12 protein-coding genes and 1 pseudogene are annotated in these 17,865 nt (G+C 37.9%); 3 read left to right on the forward strand and 10 right to left on the reverse strand.

The window, feature by feature from the left end:
• Nucleotides 1–208: 208 nt before the first annotated feature.
• The 5 genes from MIS45_RS08265 to MIS45_RS08295 all read right to left on the reverse strand — a co-directional run bounded on the left by MIS45_RS08265 (nucleotide 209) and on the right by MIS45_RS08295 (nucleotide 9,922).
• Entirely contained in the window at nucleotides 209–622 is a 414-nt protein-coding gene (locus MIS45_RS08265; protein ID WP_249447434.1) for a YidB family protein, read from the reverse strand.
• 182 nt (nucleotides 623–804) lie between these two features.
• A complete protein-coding gene (gene mraY, locus MIS45_RS08270; RefSeq protein ID WP_249450179.1) occupies nucleotides 805–1,890 on the reverse strand; it encodes a phospho-N-acetylmuramoyl-pentapeptide-transferase in 1,086 nt (361 codons plus the stop codon).
• A gap of 266 nt (nucleotides 1,891–2,156) precedes the next feature.
• Nucleotides 2,157–8,111: a putative Ig domain-containing protein gene (locus MIS45_RS11375; RefSeq protein WP_283397412.1), complete on the reverse strand. Its 5,955-nt coding sequence runs from the start codon at nucleotides 8,109–8,111 to the stop codon at nucleotides 2,157–2,159.
• Entirely contained in the window at nucleotides 8,104–8,748 is a 645-nt protein-coding gene (locus MIS45_RS08290) for a hypothetical protein (RefSeq protein WP_249450180.1), read from the reverse strand. Before MIS45_RS08290 ends, MIS45_RS11375 begins: the two co-directional genes overlap by 8 nt.
• A gap of 157 nt (nucleotides 8,749–8,905) precedes the next feature.
• Complete coding sequence (locus tag MIS45_RS08295) at nucleotides 8,906–9,922, reverse strand: hypothetical protein (RefSeq protein WP_249450181.1); 1,017 nt, start codon at nucleotides 9,920–9,922, stop codon at nucleotides 8,906–8,908.
• A gap of 655 nt (nucleotides 9,923–10,577) precedes the next feature.
• Between MIS45_RS08295 and MIS45_RS08300 the strand changes: the two genes are divergently transcribed.
• The 3 genes and pseudogenes from MIS45_RS08300 (at nucleotide 10,578) to MIS45_RS08310 (ending at nucleotide 14,809) form a co-directional block, all read left to right on the forward strand.
• Complete coding sequence (locus MIS45_RS08300) at nucleotides 10,578–12,008, forward strand: HlyD family type I secretion periplasmic adaptor subunit (RefSeq protein WP_249450182.1); 1,431 nt, start codon at nucleotides 10,578–10,580, stop codon at nucleotides 12,006–12,008.
• A 102-nt stretch (nucleotides 12,009–12,110) separates the two neighbouring features.
• Nucleotides 12,111–13,463: a TolC family protein gene (locus tag MIS45_RS08305; RefSeq protein ID WP_430472167.1), complete on the forward strand. Its 1,353-nt coding sequence runs from the start codon at nucleotides 12,111–12,113 to the stop codon at nucleotides 13,461–13,463.
• Between the two features lie 503 nt (nucleotides 13,464–13,966).
• A pseudogene (locus tag MIS45_RS08310) lies at nucleotides 13,967–14,809 on the forward strand (IS630 family transposase).
• Between the two features lie 127 nt (nucleotides 14,810–14,936).
• On the opposite strand, the gene MIS45_RS08315 reads toward MIS45_RS08310, so the two are convergent.
• The 5 genes from MIS45_RS08315 to MIS45_RS08335 all read right to left on the reverse strand — a co-directional run bounded on the left by MIS45_RS08315 (nucleotide 14,937) and on the right by MIS45_RS08335 (nucleotide 17,789).
• Nucleotides 14,937–16,292 carry a UDP-N-acetylmuramoyl-tripeptide--D-alanyl-D-alanine ligase gene (locus MIS45_RS08315; RefSeq protein WP_249451365.1) on the reverse strand — a complete coding sequence of 452 codons (1,356 nt, stop codon included), beginning with the start codon at nucleotides 16,290–16,292 and terminating at the stop codon, nucleotides 14,937–14,939.
• On the reverse strand, nucleotides 16,292–16,528 hold the full coding sequence (locus MIS45_RS08320) for a hypothetical protein (protein WP_249450183.1): 237 nt from the start codon (nucleotides 16,526–16,528) through the stop codon (nucleotides 16,292–16,294). The genes MIS45_RS08315 and MIS45_RS08320 overlap by 1 nt, the downstream gene beginning before the upstream one ends.
• On the reverse strand, nucleotides 16,503–16,829 hold the full coding sequence (locus tag MIS45_RS08325; RefSeq protein ID WP_249450184.1) for a hypothetical protein: 327 nt from the start codon (nucleotides 16,827–16,829) through the stop codon (nucleotides 16,503–16,505). Before MIS45_RS08325 ends, MIS45_RS08320 begins: the two co-directional genes overlap by 26 nt.
• Nucleotides 16,830–17,095: 266 nt before the next feature.
• Nucleotides 17,096–17,500 (reverse strand): type II toxin-antitoxin system VapC family toxin, encoded by a 405-nt coding sequence (locus MIS45_RS08330; RefSeq protein ID WP_249450185.1) that lies wholly within the window; start codon nucleotides 17,498–17,500, stop codon nucleotides 17,096–17,098.
• Nucleotides 17,493–17,789, reverse strand: coding sequence for a type II toxin-antitoxin system Phd/YefM family antitoxin (locus MIS45_RS08335; protein ID WP_249450186.1), 297 nt, complete (start codon nucleotides 17,787–17,789; stop codon nucleotides 17,493–17,495). The genes MIS45_RS08330 and MIS45_RS08335 overlap by 8 nt, the downstream gene beginning before the upstream one ends.
• Nucleotides 17,790–17,865: the final 76 nt, after the last annotated feature.

Raw genomic sequence — 17,865 nt, forward strand, 5'->3', positions numbered from 1 at the left:
ACAAATAATTGTTTTAATTGTAAATTTTTGTATGCAAGTATCCAACCTACGAATTTTTAGACAGTTTGAATAGATTTATCAAAGATTTAAGCTTGAAAATATTATGAGTTAATAGAAACGGTATTGTATTATTTTTATTTTAACCAACTATATTTTGATAAAAAAGGTTTCCTAAATCAATTAAGAAACCTACTTATTCAATTCTGAATTATTTCATCAAATTTTTCATTGCAATGCGAATAATATCATCCATACCAAAACCGTCTGCATCTGCCGCATTGCCGTTTGGTGTCAGCATATCAATCACTTGGGGTAAAAATTGTGACAACAAATTGCCTGCTGAACCCACATCTAAACCTACTTTTGATGCAGCTTGGCTTAAATTATCACCCAAAGCATTTTGCAAAGCAGAAGCATCAACGCTTGCATTTGCACCTGTACCAATCCAGCTTTGTAGTGCATCACCTAAGCCACCTTGTTGCAGTTGATTCAATAAACCTCCTACATTACCACCATTTTGCTGAATTAATTGTGTAACCAATTCAATCGCTTGACCTTGTTTACTATCGCCACCCATCATTGAAGAAACGGCTGTGCTAACCAAAGAATCCAATAAGCCCATGAGTTTTCCTATCTATTTGTGTTAGTTTAAAAATAAAGCATTTTAGCAAAAAAGATTTTGCTGCATAGCAGTTTAACTTGATTTAGCATACTAATTTGAAATTTTTACGTTTTATTCATACTCATCAAATTAAAGGCAGCCTGAAAATAGTTTCAGGCTGCCTTTAAAAACTGCTCACGCTATTAACGAATTTTTAAAGTAGATAAACCAATCAACACCAATACAATGGTAATAATCCAAAAACGAACAACAACTTGGGTTTCTTTCCAGCCTTTTTGTTCGTAATGATGATGAATGGGCGCCATTAAGAAAATGCGTTTTTTGGTGCGTTTGTACCAGCCTACTTGTAGCATCACACTCAATGCTTCCACCACAAATAAGCCACCCATGATGACCAAAACAAACTCTTGCCGAATGATGACCGCTACTGTACCCAAAGCTGCACCCAATGCCAACGCACCCACATCACCCATAAATACTTGTGCTGGATAAGCATTGAACCACAAGAAACCTAAACACGCTCCACACATGGCTGTACAAAAAATTACTACTTCATTTGCACCCGCTACAAATGGCAGTTGCAAATATTGGGCAAATTGAGCGTGTCCTGTTACATACGCAAATACAGACAAACCACCTGCAACCAGAACCACAGGAAACGCTGCCAAACCATCTAAACCATCAGTCAAATTAACCGCGTTAGATGTGCCAACAATGGTCAGATACGTCAAAATCATAAAGCCAACTACGCCCAAAGGCAGCGCAATTTGCTTAAAAAATGGCACAATCAAAATATTATTGGCACTATTTTTTGCCAAGAAAAATAAGGCTAAACCAGCACCCAAAGCAACCACAGATTGCCATACCATTTTGAATTTTGCTGATACGCCATTTGGGTCTTTATAGACCACTTTGCGCCAATCGTCATAAAAACCCAATGCGCCTGTTGCCAACATAACACCCAACAAAATCCAAATATATGGATTGTGTAAATTACCCCACAATAAAGTAGAAACCGTAATAGCTGTTAAAATAAGCGAGCCACCCATGGTCGGAGTACCATTTTTCACCAAATGCGTTTGAGGCCCGTCTGTACGAACAGCTTGTCCAACTTTCAACGCTGTCAATTTACGGATACTCCAAGGTCCCAGCAATAAACTGAAAACTAAAGCGGTTAATGCAGCCATAACTGCACGGAAAGTTGTATATTGAAAGATGTTAAAACCTGTAATGAAATTTTGTAAAAATTCAGCGATGTAAATCAGCATTGCTGTGATTCCTTAATATTTTAAAATTTTGAACATATTTTAGCAGAAATTGCTGAAAACTATATAGTCGTTTAAACAAGGAAACAGCAACCGCTGTGTATAAATAGCACATAAGAGAGCTGGCGACGCCATATTATTTTTATAGTGGATTCAATTTAAATCAGGACAAGGCGACAGCGACCGCCGTGTACACATAGTATAGTGAATTCAAACAAAAAATAAAAAGCTGCCTGAAAAAGTCATTTTCAGGCAGCTTTAATCAAACATTAAACAGATACAGCTAATAAAGTTGGAATATGTTTCAATTCATCTGATTGCCAATTTGTTGCAGAAACCATATCAGCACCAAAAGCATTCATCGCATTAACCATATTGTTTGCACCCGATAACACACGATTCAGTTCTGTTGCATTCAGATTAACGGTTTGGTCTTCAAATACCAATTTTTCAACTTGGTAGTAGGTACTACTGAAAAAGTTATTAACTAACACCGTATCTTGGCTATCTTGATGACTCAAAAGCAGATTTGAACCTTGTTTATATAAATTCATTTCTGATAAGGAAACATTAGAAAATACCAATACATCAGACTCCGAACCATAATCCTTGATAACATCCTGACCATGACCTTTGGCAAAGACATATGTATCGGAACCAGCACCACCGTTTAAAGTGTCGTTACCTGTACCACCAATTAAGGTATCGTTGCCAGAACCTGCATTCAAAACATCATCGCCAGCACCGCCATCCAACACGTCATCTTTGTCGTATGTGGTTAAGGTATCATTGCCATCGCCACCAAACAGAATATTTTTACCATTCCAGCCCTTAACCGTATCATCACCAGTAGTTTGCGTTAAAGTTAAGCCATTTTCAAAATACTCTTGTAAAGTAACCGTTTTATCGCTGAACTGGAAAGTTTCAATTTGATAGTAGCTGCTTTCAAAGAAAGATTGAATGCGTACCGAATCTTGCTCATTGTAGCCCTCAATAATTAAATGATTACCATCTTTACGGAACTTCGCTTCAGTAGAAGCAACGTCAATAAAGCGAATGGTGTCATTATCATTGTGACCTCCCTCACGAATAACATCCTGACCATGACCTTTGGCAAAGACATATGTATCGGAACCAGCACCACCATTTAAAGTGTCGTTACCTGCACCACCAATTAAGGTATCGTTGCCAGAACCTGCATTCAAAACATCATCGCCAGCACCGCCATCCAACACGTCATCTTTGTCGTATGTAGTTAAGGTATCATTGCCATCGCCACCAAACAGAATATTTTTACCGTTCCAACCTACAACTTTATCATCGCCAGCAGTTTGCGTTAAAGTTAAACCATTTTCAAAATACTCTTGTAAAGTAACCGTTTTATCACTGAACTGGAAAGTTTCAATTTGATAGTAGCTGCTTTCAAAGAAAGATTGAATGCGTACCGAATCTTGCTCATTGTAGCCCTCAATAATTAAATGATTACCATCTTTACGGAACTTCGCTTCAGTAGAAGCAACGTCAATAAAGCGAATGGTGTCATTATCATTGTGACCTCCCTCACGAATAACATCCTGACCATGACCTTTAGAAAAGACATAGGTATACGAACCTGTACCTCCCTCTAATATTTCATTAGCACTACTCGCAATAATGGTATTCTTACCACCATTATTGACAATGGGCAAAGCCACATTGACAATCAAAGTTTGCGTAGCCGTTTCTCCTGCTTTATCAGTAGCGGTAACAGCTAAATGATATTGCCCTTTTTGGGGTGCATTGCCACTCAAAGTCTGTGTATCAGCATCATAATGCAACCATGAAGGTAGTGCTGTTCCATCTGATAAAGTAACTGTATAACTCAACTCATCATCTGTATCTAAATCTTGGAAGTAGTTATTAACCGCTAAATGATATTGCCAATCCTCTTTTGCAGTGATATTTTGCGTAGGAATACTATTTTCAACGGTTGGAGCGCGATTGGTATCGGAAACTTCCAATTGCCAAGTCATACTGCTACTCAAACCTTTGCTATCAGTAGCGATAATGCGTAATGGATAAAAACCTGCAGATTCAAAATCTGGCATACCTGACAATGTGCGCGTTTTACTATCAAAATTTAGCCATTCAGGCAAAGCTTCGCCATTAGCAGATTGAACATGATAAGTAAGTGGATCAACATCATCATCTATAAATAATGTTTCAGGCAGCGTATAAGTAATGGCTTCATTTTCTTTGAATATTGGAGAAATAAAGTTGCTGACAGTTGCAATTGGTGCACGATTAGGCTTTTCTTCTACCACGATATTCCAATTAATTGATGTAGTTAAACCTTCTGCATCTTTAGCGGTTACTTTTAAAGCCAATTGACCGACATTATCCTTTTGCGGAATTCCAATAATGGTTTTACTTTTCTCATCATAACGCAACCATGACGGTAATGCGCTACCATCTGCCAAAGTTACTTCATAAGTCAAAGTTTCTATATCCTCATCTGTAAATAAGTTACCACTCAAAGCGTACTTGATAGCAATACCTTCCATTGCTACTAAATCAGCTAAATTATCAGATATTGCAACAGGTGCTTGATTGTTTTTCACATTCAGCCCTAATTTACCTTCTTTGAAATCTTTGATGGTTGCAGCCACAATACCCATCTGATTCATAATCAATAAATCGCCACCACTTTCTTTCAAATAAATATCCAAATTATCCGTTTGCCATCTTTCCGTTTTGGCATCAAAACGCCAAGTTTTTGTACTCAAATCTACATCATCAACCAATACTCTGCCAAACCCATCACTATCTTGAATGATATTGTGGGTTAATCCATTAAACTCTTCTGAAAATAATGCATAGGTATCAAAACCATTGCCACCATCTAAAAGATTGTATCCTGTCCCACCGTGTAAATAATCATTACCTAAACCTGCAAATAATTTATCATTTCCTGCTCCACCATAAAGATAATCATTGCCTATGATAGTATCGTCTCTATTGTCATCTCCCCATAAAACATCATCACCATCTTCGCCCCATAAATGGTCATTGCCATGCTGACCAATAATCAAATCATTTCCTGCTCCACCATATAAATAATCGTCATTATTTTGTGTCGATGATGAAATGTGTTCATTAAAACGCAAGCCTAATGCATGAAGAATTCGGTAATCACTTGTATAATCACCGTGTATTTCATCTTCGGTTTTGATTAACTCTACCGTCCATGCATTTTGATTAGCGCGATGTCGCGTATCTGTGGTTTTATCTATTGTTTCATCAAAATCTAAATTTTGTGGGCGACTAATAGTGCCTGTAGTAGTACTTTTCAGTTTGCCGTTGGCGTATTCATCAATACTACCTGTCAAACGATGCAATTTCACATTCGGGAAAATATTGCCGTCGCCAATCAAAACATCATCACTGGCACCACCATAAATAATATCGCTTCCCTCGCCACCTAACAGGAAATCTTTGTTCTCGCTACCGTAAATTTGGTCATTACCTTTGCCTCCTGATGCCCAATCTCCGCGTTTGTTGCCGCTTTCTTTGGACAGATGACTAAATTTTTTACCGCGACTGTTGTCTTCTTCTGTGTAAATGATGTCATCACCATCTACACCATAAATCAAATCATTCCCTGCACCACCTACCAAATAATCTCGGTCTTCATCTGCGCTGTATTGTGCAGGACGTGCACTCAATGCACTACCATATAAAATATCGTTGCCCTCTTCTCCAAATAGCCAATCGTAGCCACGACCACCATAAGCAACATCATTACCTGCATCTAAATAAGCAACGACAGAACCATTATTACTATTGAATAAACTGTCATCTTTCATGCCGCCTGTAACCGATAATGCATCTGCCATACGATTGGCTGCCAATACTTCATAGCTTGATGAAGCATCCTCTGTTGCGATATAAGAATGTGTGAAACGATGTACCTGATGATTGGTACCGACATCGGATTTATGGGGTAAATTACGAGGGGTTTGATTATTGAGTGTAATGCCTAATGCAGACCAGCTGCCATCTTCCTGCTGAACATTAGGCGAGGAGAAAAAGTTTTTAATAGTAACAGAGTCGTCTTTGTAACGAATATGTAAGTCTTGGCTACCACCCTGACGAGTAGCGGTCATCAGTGGATTACCTTGTTTATCGCGTATTGTACTTTTCCAAATGGAATCGCTCGAAGCATCATCAGAATCATCAATACATTCAAAGTTACCAGCATCTATGTCATCGGCTGCAAAGATAATTCTACCTGCACCATCTGCATCGTAAATAGTATCTTCCCCAAGAATATGATAGAAATCAAAGCCTACTCCACCTTCCATATAGTCATTACCATCCCCACCTTTTAAGGTATCATTGCCTGCTCCTGCAAAGAGATAATCTGCTAATCCGGCACCTTGCAAATCATCATTGCCATTAGTACCAAAGCGTACATAATTGTTACTTAATCCAGTCAAATTTTTGCCATCGATATGGAAAGATAAGCCACTGGCTTTATCTTCATAAGTCCAGTCGCCATCAATATCAGCAGGGAGCATAGCCAATATTGCAGCAATAGGTGCTCCGATTCTACCGCCAAACATAGACAATAATTGTTCTTGCAATGAAGTCAGATTAATTGCGCCGAACTCATCATTATAATTAATATTGGCATGACCAAAAGCGTTTTTCCAAGCAAGCATATTGGCACGTTGCTGGATATACATTTCTGTCATGCCTTTAGGATTTTCATCTGAAAATAAATCCAATTCGCCCTGAGTATTATGATTCAATAACTTGTAATCTACACCGACAACCGCAAAAGGATTCAGATTTTTCAAAGCGTAACGAATAGCAATCCCCTCATCATTGTCTTGAAGAGCATTATTTTGCCATGAAGCATCATTACTTAATGATAAAATCTGATATTTGCCACCATTTTCATAACCATGAATTTTGCTATCTTCGGCATTTACCAAAATAGCTTTTAAATCCATAATTTGTTGATACAACTCATCTCTGCTTTGTGCTTGATTGGGTGCTGTTTCGCCTAAAAACAGCTTATTTAAACTGTGGACAATTTTCTCCAAAGTTTGTGCATCATCAGAATGGGCTGCCTTAAAAATGGGATTAAGGGTGTTTAAGGCAGCCTGAATGTCTTGGGTATTCAGGCTACTGTCCATTGCAAAAAATAAAGATGCAACCATCATGCTGTCGGACATTTGAGCAGAGCCGTGTCCAAATGTATCGCCTATTTCTGATTCAATAAATAAATCTACAGTTTGACCAGGCTGTTGTAAACCAATTGCCCAATCATTTGCTACCACTTTAATACCTGTTCCAATAATATTGGTAATTTTATTGGTATCAAACAGTTTATTATTTTGGTTTAAACCATTAAATAAATTTTCAATATTTTTTACTGCATCCAATTGAACCACTTTGGGTAAAACAGATGTATCTCTGCCAAAACCAGCTCCATTTACCATATAGGCATGTTCTACCATTTCAGGAAATAAACGAGCAAAAGCAGCAGTTAAATGCCCACCTAAACTGTGTCCAGATACCACAATGGAACCAATGTCTTTAATGCCTAAACCAGATTTTCGTTCATCTGAATAAACATCGTAAGACATTTTATCTTCAATTTTTAGGATTTGACCACGACCAATATCTACAATATAACCTTTCTCTTGAGCCAAATCATGCAATTTTTTAATTTCAGCTTGAGCTTCTGCAACTTTCGCTGGGTTATCAATAAGTAAACGCAAATTTAATTCTGCTATTTTTTGTGTTAAATCATCTACCACAACCAACTGTTTGGTCTGATACTGTCCTGCTGGACTGGTAATTTGCTGCCAAAAATTATATAAATCCACAATTTGATGATGTGCAGAACCATCAAGAACAATATCACCACCATCTGTAACAATCAAATCTTGAATCAGTTCTTTGGTACCTTTTAAAGCTAAAACATATTGATTGGTAGTGTTATTTTTAAATAAGGTACCTGAAAAACCACTTTCTTTACTAAAAATACTGTCTGCCCAACCTGTTACGCGGTCTTTGTAGTGGGCGACTACTTCGTAATTGTTGGTTACGAGTTTGGCAAAATTAGTGGGCTTATCATTATTGACTATGTTTTGTTCATGGTCACTAGATTGAGAAAAATCTGCATAACTAGCCTCTGCCAAGTACACATAATCCGCAATAAACTTATTCATTTGAAAACTCCTCGTTGTGGTAAGAATATTTTAAAGCCATACTATAAAAATTCCGACTAATATCACTGATACAATCATATTGGAATATTTTTATATCTCCAAATTTTTTTATATACAAAAAATAAGTTCCCTGTAAAACGACCTGTTTATTAAAATCATCAACTAATATAAACGAATTTTGTTTTATTTTACCTGCACTACCAAAATAATTGTAGTACGTTAATTTCTCATTTTGAATATTACCATCTTTAAATTGCCCCTGTGCATATTTGTATGATTTATTATTGAAATGAAATATATTTTTATTATTTTTAAAATAACGTTCGTTTCTTTCTTTATCAGTTAATGGTCTCATTTTTTCCCACTCTTCCTCCCCAATCTGCTCACGCCATTGTTCAGGCGTTACATATATCGTAATCCCTGCTTCTTTTTCACATAATTTTGTTACTTGCGCTTGAATATAAGCAAACTCAATCGCCCAATAGACAATCCAGCCACCCATTGTCAGCATAAATCCTGCGAGTGCACCCATTTTGGGATAATGGGCTGCTTTGCCGATTTTGTAGCCGATGATTGTCGCTATCAGCGTTACGACTATCCAAACAAATAACCCGAAAAGTATCGCTAAACCCAGCATGATTTTATCGCTTTCGTTTTTTGAAATAATCCTATTTTTCAATCATCTGAATATTTCAGGCTGCCTGAAAAATGGGAACATTGTTTGTTATGTTAAACCGCGTGGGCAACGAGTGCCCACCCTATGCTTGCTCATAATAATACCTCGTTAAGGTTGATTAAAAAAATTGCTTAATGCGATTAGTCGTTAATTTGACTAATGCCACGCCTGTTTTAAACCAAGAAATAGAAATAAAGAATGCACTAATAAAAAATACATGTCCAATATGTAAGTAAAAGTTCTCCAACCAATAATAAAGATTTAGAATTTCTGCTGTGAACTCAATATCCATAAATAATTTCCCACCTCCGCCTAAAACCAGAAGCAATAGGAAAAACGTAAGAAATGATAGCCATAGAAATTTTTTAACATGACTAAAAAATGAAATTTCTTGGTATTCTGCTTTAAACTTATTGAGCCCAACCCAACCGAGAACATTTGATAACACCAAATAGATTGCAATTAAGATAGGGAAAAAGTTTAAGGCTCTGATAAAGTGAAAAAACAATGTTGCTATTCCAAAATCTGAATTTAAAAAATCGTATTCTGTTTCGTACATCTGTCTTAATAAAATAGATGATGATGTATGAATATCAAGCATAAACAATTTCCTATCCACATTTAATGGTGGTAAGGTGGTATTTGCCCTAATCCACTCCGCAATCCCCATGACCCAATCAGGTTGCCACACAAGTGTCAAATCCTTAACCCATGCTGAAATAAAGAATATTTCAAATAAGAAATATGACCCCAAAAACACCAATGCCCTTCTTTGGGTAGGTCGCATGGCAAGCTGTCCTATTTTATCCAGATAATCAATGATTTCTTGTCGGTCGCCATCATCTAGTTCATCAAGATAGGCATTGATTGCTTGTTCTCGTTTGGCGGTATGCGTTTTCCAAAAAAATAATCTAAACCAAAAAGGGCAAAGTGCCATACAAACACAGATGATGAGATAATAGATAAAATTAAAAAATAGATTTTGTTTTAAACTAAATCCTTCTAATTCAAAGCCTAAAAAAGAAAAACCCACAAAAAACCAGAAACAAATAATCAACGCATAATAAAATAAATTGTCTTCATAAAGGCGATTAGAAACAATCCAGTCTTGGATATTATCAGAGTGATTAGGCATAATAGTGTAGTAGGTAAAATTGGAGGGATTGGGTCATCATACCAAGCGCAGGGTGGGCACTTGTTGCCCACGAAGTTCAATGATATGTACTAAAGTCATATTTCAACATGAATATTTCATTTCAGGCTGCCTGAAAAATAAAATGATGTAATGTGCACAAAACTGCGTGGGCAACGAGTGTCCACTCTACGCTTACTGTCTCATTTCCCCATCATCTACGCTTGTTTTTTCAGGCTGCCTATCAACATCTATTCTTATTTTCAGCATATTACTCCCATTATCTTGCTGATGATATTTGATTTTTCTCAATCAACTTTGTTTCTTAATTGCATTATTTCATTATTTAATGATTTTATTTATGGATTGATTCATAGGCTTATTGATAAAGTTTCAGGCAGCCTGAAATTTACAAATATCTCTCTAAACAATCTAAAAACACAGCCTAAAAACACAGGAAATCCATTCTAGTGTTGCTATTTTTTAACTCGTTTAAATGCAATCATTTCGTAGATTGTTTCTTTCTCTACATTTTTTTGATTCTCCGGCTGCCTATTCTGTGTTCTCACGATATAATCTTTGTGTGGATGTGTTCTATTTTGTTTGTATTTGTTGCTTTTTATTGCATTTGTTTTTTTCTTTGTTTATCTAAATCACTATGTTATTTTTCCAAGCTCTAAAAGATTTTTTCTCTCGCTATGCAACGGTTTGGCGCAATGTTTGGTCTATTCGCGACCAACTTGACCCGCCTGTTCGTAGTGCTGATGAACGTGCTTTTTTGCCTGCACATTTGGAATTGACTGAAACGCCATTATCTGCCGCTCCTAAATGGACTGCGCGTTTGATTATGATTTTTGCGGTATTGGCGTTGTTGTGGTCGTGGTTTGGACAGATTGATATTGTGGCGACTGCGCAAGGTAAAACTTCCTTAGGGGAACGTAGCAAAACCATTCAGCCATTGGAAACAGCGGTGGTTAAGGCGGTGCATGTGCGCGATGGGCAACAGGTTAAACAGGGTGATGTGTTGGTGGAATTAAATGCGGTGGGTTCAGATAGTGATGTAACACAATCGGAACAGGCTTTTCAGGCTGCTTTATTATCTAAATTGCGTTATGAGGCGGTTTTAACGGCATTGGATTCTCGGTCGGTGCCGCATATTGATGTGGCTGCGGCTAAGCAGTTGGGGTTGGCAGAAGTGGAGATTCAATCGGCGCAGGTTTTGGCACAAAATCAGTATCAAGCGTGGGCAATGCAAGATGCGCAATTGCAATCAGCATTGCGTGGTCATCAAGCAGAATTGCAATCTGCACAGGCTCAGGAGCAGAAATTGGTGTCGGTCGGGGTGATTGAGAGGCAGAAAACGTTGGATTATCGTAAGTTGAAGGCAGATAATTTTATTTCTGAACATGCGTATTTGGAACAGGAAAGTAAGTCGGTCAGTAATCAAAATGATTTGAAGAGTACGCGCAGTCAAATTCAGCAAATTCAGGCTGCTATTATGCAGGCGGAACAAAACCGAACGTTGAATACGCAAAATTTAAAACGTGATACTTTGGATGCTTTACGCCAAGCGAATGAGCAAATTGACCAATATCGTGGACAAACGGAACGTGCAAAACAACGGCAACAGTTGATGACTTTGCAATCTCCTGTTGATGGAACGGTACAGGAATTGGCTACTTATACCATTGGTGGTGTGGTGCAAGTGGCGCAGAAGATTATGGTTGTGGTTCCCAATGATGAACGTATGGAAGTAGAAGCATTGGTGTTGAACAAAGATATTGGTTTTGTGAATGCTGGGCAAGAAGCGGTGGTTAAAATTGAGAGTTTTCCTTATACGCGCTATGGTTATTTGACTGGTAAAGTCAAAAGTGTCAGTCATGATGCAATGACACACGAACAACTGGGTTTGGTTTATAGTGCAATTATTGCATTAGATAAAACGGATTTGCAAATTGATGGTAAAACTGTAAATTTAACGGCTGGTATGAATGTCAGCGCAGAAATCAAAACAGGGCAACGCCGAGTATTGGATTATTTGTTGAGTCCATTGCAAACTAAAGTAGATGAAAGTTTCAGGGAGCGTTGATGATTTGAGGAAAATCTTAAATTGTAACATTCTGAAAAAATGACTATTTAACCTATTTTAAGGTAGCCTGAATTGGATTCAGGCTACTTTTGTGATAAAGGAATGATGATGAAGATAAATCCATCCATCAAATATATGGGCTATTCATTTACTAAACTGTTATTACTGAGTAGTTTATGGATGGCAACAGAGAGTCATGCTTTCACGCTGTCTGAAGCATGGGAATCGGCTAAACAATATTCTGCTGATTATAAAATGGCGTATTTTCAACGCGAAGCCAGTATGGAACAAGAACAGCAAGCAAAATCCGCCTTTTTGCCTCATGTGTATGCTAATGCAAGTTATCAACGTCAATTGCCGTCTATTTCTTCTACTCGTGAAACACAGGGTTGGAATGTACAACTGAATCAAACTTTATTTGATGCCAGCAAAATGGCGCAATATCGTCAAAGTCAATATAACAGTGATGTTGCGCGACAACGGTTTAATAGTGCTACAGAAGAATTATTATTGAAGGTAAGCGAACTTTATTTTAATTTACTCTTAATCAAGGAAACTATTGCGGTTCATGCTGCTGAAAAACAGGCTTATGAGCAACAATTAAAACAAGCTCAAGAAATGTTTAAACGTGGTTCGGCTACGGTCATCGATATTCATGAAGCACAGGCAGGATATGATAATGCATTGGCGCAAGAAATATCTGCTCTTACTGAAAAACAAATCTTGGAAAATCAATTGAATAGCTATACTGGTTTAAATAGCCAACAGATTTCACCTATAGACACTCAAAACTTGATTGGGCGTTATTTACCTCACTTTCAGCAATATAGTTTAGCTAAATGGCAAGAAATTGCGTTGCAAAATAATCATGAATATCAGATGAATCAGTTGGTACTTAAAAGTAGTGACGAGGCTGTTCGCATGGCGAGAAAAGGACGTTTACCAACAATGAATGCTCAATTAGGTTATCAGGATAATGTATATACATCTGCTCATCAAAATAGTGATTATCGCCATCGTGGTAAAGGGTTCACTGCCTCACTTCAATTAAGTATTCCACTTTATACGGGTGGAGAACTCAGTAGTAAGATTCGTGAAGCTAGTTTGGAATATGAAGTGGCGCAAGCTCAATTGCTGGCAACTGAACGTCAAATCATGCTGGCTGTGCGGCAGGCTTATACTGAGGGTGATGCGTTGCGTTATCAGATTATGGCGCAAGAGAGGGCACTTAAAAGTAATCAATTAAAACTTAAATCCACTCAAACTGGTCAACAATATGGCATGCGCAATCGTTTAGAAGTGATTCAAGCTAGACAAGAAGTGGCTAAAGTAGAACAGCAATTGATGCGGGTGCAATATCGCTTTTTAATGGCTTATCTGACGTTGATTAAAGAAAGTGGTTTGGGTTTAGAGAATATTTGGCGAAAGCATGAAAATATTATTAATTCAAAATAAAACCGTACAGAAAAGTTGTTTCAGGTTGTCTTTAATGACTACTTAACACCATGTAAGACTTCTTAAAAGAGTATAGCTAAGTTCCAAAAAGTGGTAATAGCTAGGCATATTGGGAAAGTTGTGTTACTAAATGGATTTAACTTGCCAGTGGTAATAAGTTTTGAAATCACGCATGAGATATCTATAAAAAGCTATCAGTACGGTCACAATTTCTGAAGTACATAATACACAACTCAATCGATTACGTATTTTTTAATCAATTTGCTATTGAGTTTAGATTCAAGTTCTTTGCAAAAATCACCAATTTGGCAGAAAAGTGCAGTAAGATAATCCATGTTAAAGGGCTTTCATGATGTTCACTTGTATGGAAACAATAAATATATTATCACGTTTGCCCTTTAAGCTCTGTATGATATTTCTTATCCCAAGTTCTCGTTATTTAACATATTTATAGTCAATTCAAAATAAAATAGTACAATACCCTATTTTCTAGGATTTAAAAAATGGCACATTCAACTGAACTGCGAAATAAAGCATTAAATTATTATGAACAATGCAAAAATATCAGTAAAGTTGCCCAAGCTTACCAAATATCCAGAAATACTCTCTACCTATGGATACGCTTAAAAGAACAAACAGGCAGCTTAAATCATCAAGTAAAGGGACAAAATGCCAATAAATTAAACAGTCAAAAATTGGCTGAATATGTGCAACAACACCCTGATGCTTATTTATATGAAATAGCTGAACATTTTCATTGTTCAAAATCAGCCATTTTTTATGCACTCAAAAGAATGGGTATCACGCGTAAAAAAAGACCACCACATACAAAGAACAAGACCTAAATAAAGTAAAGCATTATTTAAATCAACTGGCTGAATTTTTTGATTATCAGCATGTTTATTTGGATGAAACAGGATTTGATACTTACTTGTTTCGTCCTTATGCGCGTAGTCCAAAGGGACAGGTCATCAAAGCCCAAATCAGTGGTAAAAAGTACCAACGTTTATCGCTTGTTGCCGCACAAATCGGCAATAAACTGATTGCACCGATGATTTATCAAAACACAATGACCAGTGCTTTTTTTGAAACATGGTTTGAGCAATGTTACCTGTAGAAATAAGAAATCTGTCATTATTTTAGATAATGCACGATTTCATCGTATGGGTATTTTGCGTGAAATGGCGCACAAATGGGGGCATAAAATTTTGCCGCTTGCGCCTTATTCACCAGAGCTTAATCCCATAGAACAAACATGGGCAAACATTAAGAGATATATGCGAACCATGTTACCTTGTGGAAGGCATTTTACTGATACGTTAGTGTCCTATTCTTATTTTAACTGACTATAATTGGATTTTCAGACTGCCTGAAACCACAAAAAACATAGGGAGCATATCATGCACCATTTTCAACCATTTGGTGCGTGATACGCACCCTACATTTTCGTGTGCATTTCCCAGTCTAATTTTTTTAAGCAAGCAATGCCGCGACTACATCTTCCATTTTCATAAAGCGCGAACCTTTAACCAACACACAGGCATTTTCAGGCAAATCATGTTCAAAAACTTGAATTAACGGGTCTTTATCCGCAAACCACAAACCGTTACCGCCAAAGGCTTCCGCCGCGTGGGCGCAGTTGTCGCCGACAAAATACGCGCTTTCAATCCCCAATTCACGCGCATACGCGCCGATTTCAGCGTGCATTTGCGCGGCTTCCGTTTCACCCAATTCGCCCATGTCGCCCATCACAAACACGCGCGGTGCGGACATTTGCGCCAACACATTGAGCGCGGCTTTCATGCTGTCGGGATTGGCGTTGTAGGTGTCGTCCAAAATCGTGCTGTTGCGCTTGCCCTGTTTCGCCTGCAAACGTCCTTTAATATTCGAAAAATTCGCCAAACCTGCGGCAACTTCGCCCAATTTCACACCAGCCAACACCGCTAAACTCGCCGCCGCACACGCATTGGCAATATTGTGTGCGCCTGCGACTGGCAAAGCGATTTGTACGCGTTCATCGCCAAAAACCACGTCAAATTGGCTATTTAATGGCTGTAAAACCACATTTTCCGCATGAAAATCGCCCGAATTCAAACCAAACGTTTTTTGTGAAAACGCGGTGCAGGCTGCCTGAAAAATCGGCAAATTCGCGTCTTCGGCTGGCAAAATGGCGATGCCGTTTTCAGGGCTTAATCCTTGATAAATTTCGCTTTTGGCGCGCGCGATGTCGTCCACACCATCAAAACCGCAACCGATGTGCGCGCGCATGGCATTGTTTACCAAAGCAATATTCGGTCGCGCGATTTGTGTCAATTCAGCAAGTTCGCCAAAATGGTTCATGCCCATTTCAATGACGGCATAACGATGATTTTCTCGTAAATTCAACAAGGTAAGTGGCAAACCGATGTGATTGTTGAAATTGCCTACGGTTGCCAAAATCGCGTCATCGCCAAAACGGTGGCGCAAAATGGTCGCCAGCATTTCTTTGACTGTGGTTTTGCCACTTGAACCCGTGATGCCGAATACAAACGGGTTGATTTCATCGCGCCATTTGGCGGCAATTTTTTGCAATGCGGTCAAGGTGTTGTCCACTTTCAGGCAGCCTGAAACGTCCGCCAAATCATCGCGCGACACCAACGCCCACGCGCCTTTTTCCAAAACTTGGGGGACAAAATCGTGGGCATCGTGGTTTTCGCCAATCAGCGCGACAAACAAATCGCCCACTTGGGCTTGGCGGCTGTCGGTAATCACGCGCTGAAAAATGGGATTATCTTGATTTCGTGGGAGATTTAAGGTTTCACAAATAAAGTTTAAAGTGATATTGTTCATCATATTGTTTGATTCCTGTGTTTTGCTAATTCAATTTGCTCTTTTATCCATGATGGAGGATAAATTTGATAGCGTACGTTATAGATACTTTCTAATTCAAATTCTAAATCTACTAATTCAGCATTGAGTTTTTTCGCAGTTTGTTGAAGTAAATCAGCAACCTTATTCCATGCAGATGCTGCTAATTCCGTTAATTCACTATTCGGAAATTTATCTAAATCTCCATATTCTTTCAACGCAGGTATATTCACCAGAACCATCATCTTCTTGATATAAAATACCTAAAAAATCACCATCTTCATCATTAATGGAAAAATTAATATACTTCAAAATCGCCATCTCACTATCTTCACTAGGATTAGCAGGCAAACTCATACCTAGCTTAAGCCCTTTCCCACGAGTAAAGCCAACAGCAACTTGACTGTTAGGTATTAACATTTCTTTATGCACAATATCATTTCTTTTGTCTTTACAAAAACCAATTAATTCATCATTTTGAAATAAGTAAGACCTTTCTTTTTTAAACCAATCATTCACTTCTTTATTATTTTGAATTTACATTTGTAATATCTGTGGTATTTCAACTAATGTTCGTAAAAAAGAATTTAGTGACCAACGAAATTTATCGGAATAGTGATAGTTAGCTTCCATTAAACGAATATAAAAGGCTGCTTCATTCAATCTATCTAATGCAGGATAAATCAAATTTAATATTTGATAATTTTGACAATTTTTCATATTTAAATCCTTATTTCAGGCTGCCTGAAAACACGTACAGTGAAGTTTCTACAAAACTAAAATATTTACGGACGAATATCCACAATCAAATCAGACTGGTACTGCAAAATCTCCGTATCCGCCGTGAGCAAATTCAGTTTTTCGCTGTGCGCTTGGGCAATCAATAAGCGGTCAAACGGGTCTTTGTGGATAAGTGGCAAGCGATTAAGCATAAGAATATGATTAATATGAATATCCAGTAAATGAATGCCGACTTTTTGCATGTTTTTCAGCATTTCTTCGGCTTGGTAGGGAAAATCGGGTTTGTTCAACGCGGCTTTGAGCGTAATTTCCCAAATGCTCGCTGGACTGACAAAAAATTGATTTTGTTGGCGATTTTCCAATACCGAAATGATTTCAGACGAAAATTTTTCTCTGCGATTGTCCGCCAACCACAATAAAACATGGGTGTCCAATAGGTATTTATTCATGCGTTTCCCCTGCGAACAGTTGTTCAATCAAATGGGGATTTTTTTCATCAAATTCATCAATGATTTGCGATAATTTTGCGGTCTCGTCCGATTGCATAAAACCAAACAAAGACGGCGTATCGGGCGCGACTTCAATCGGCATAATCTGCACTTGTGGTTTCCCTGCTTTGGCGATAATCACGGGTTTGCCGTAGGTTTTGACTTCTTCCACAATGCGCGATAAATGCGTTTTGGCTTCGTGAATATTGATGATTTCGGGCGGAGGGCTGACAAATTGGCTTTGGGACATGGTTTTGCTCCATCTTTTTAAGTTTGACTAAACAGGTTTAGTTTAGTTAATATCATTGGAAAAAACAAGTGAGAAA

Source organism: Wielerella bovis (genome assembly GCF_022354465.1).
Classification (GTDB): domain Bacteria; phylum Pseudomonadota; class Gammaproteobacteria; order Burkholderiales; family Neisseriaceae; genus Wielerella; species Wielerella bovis.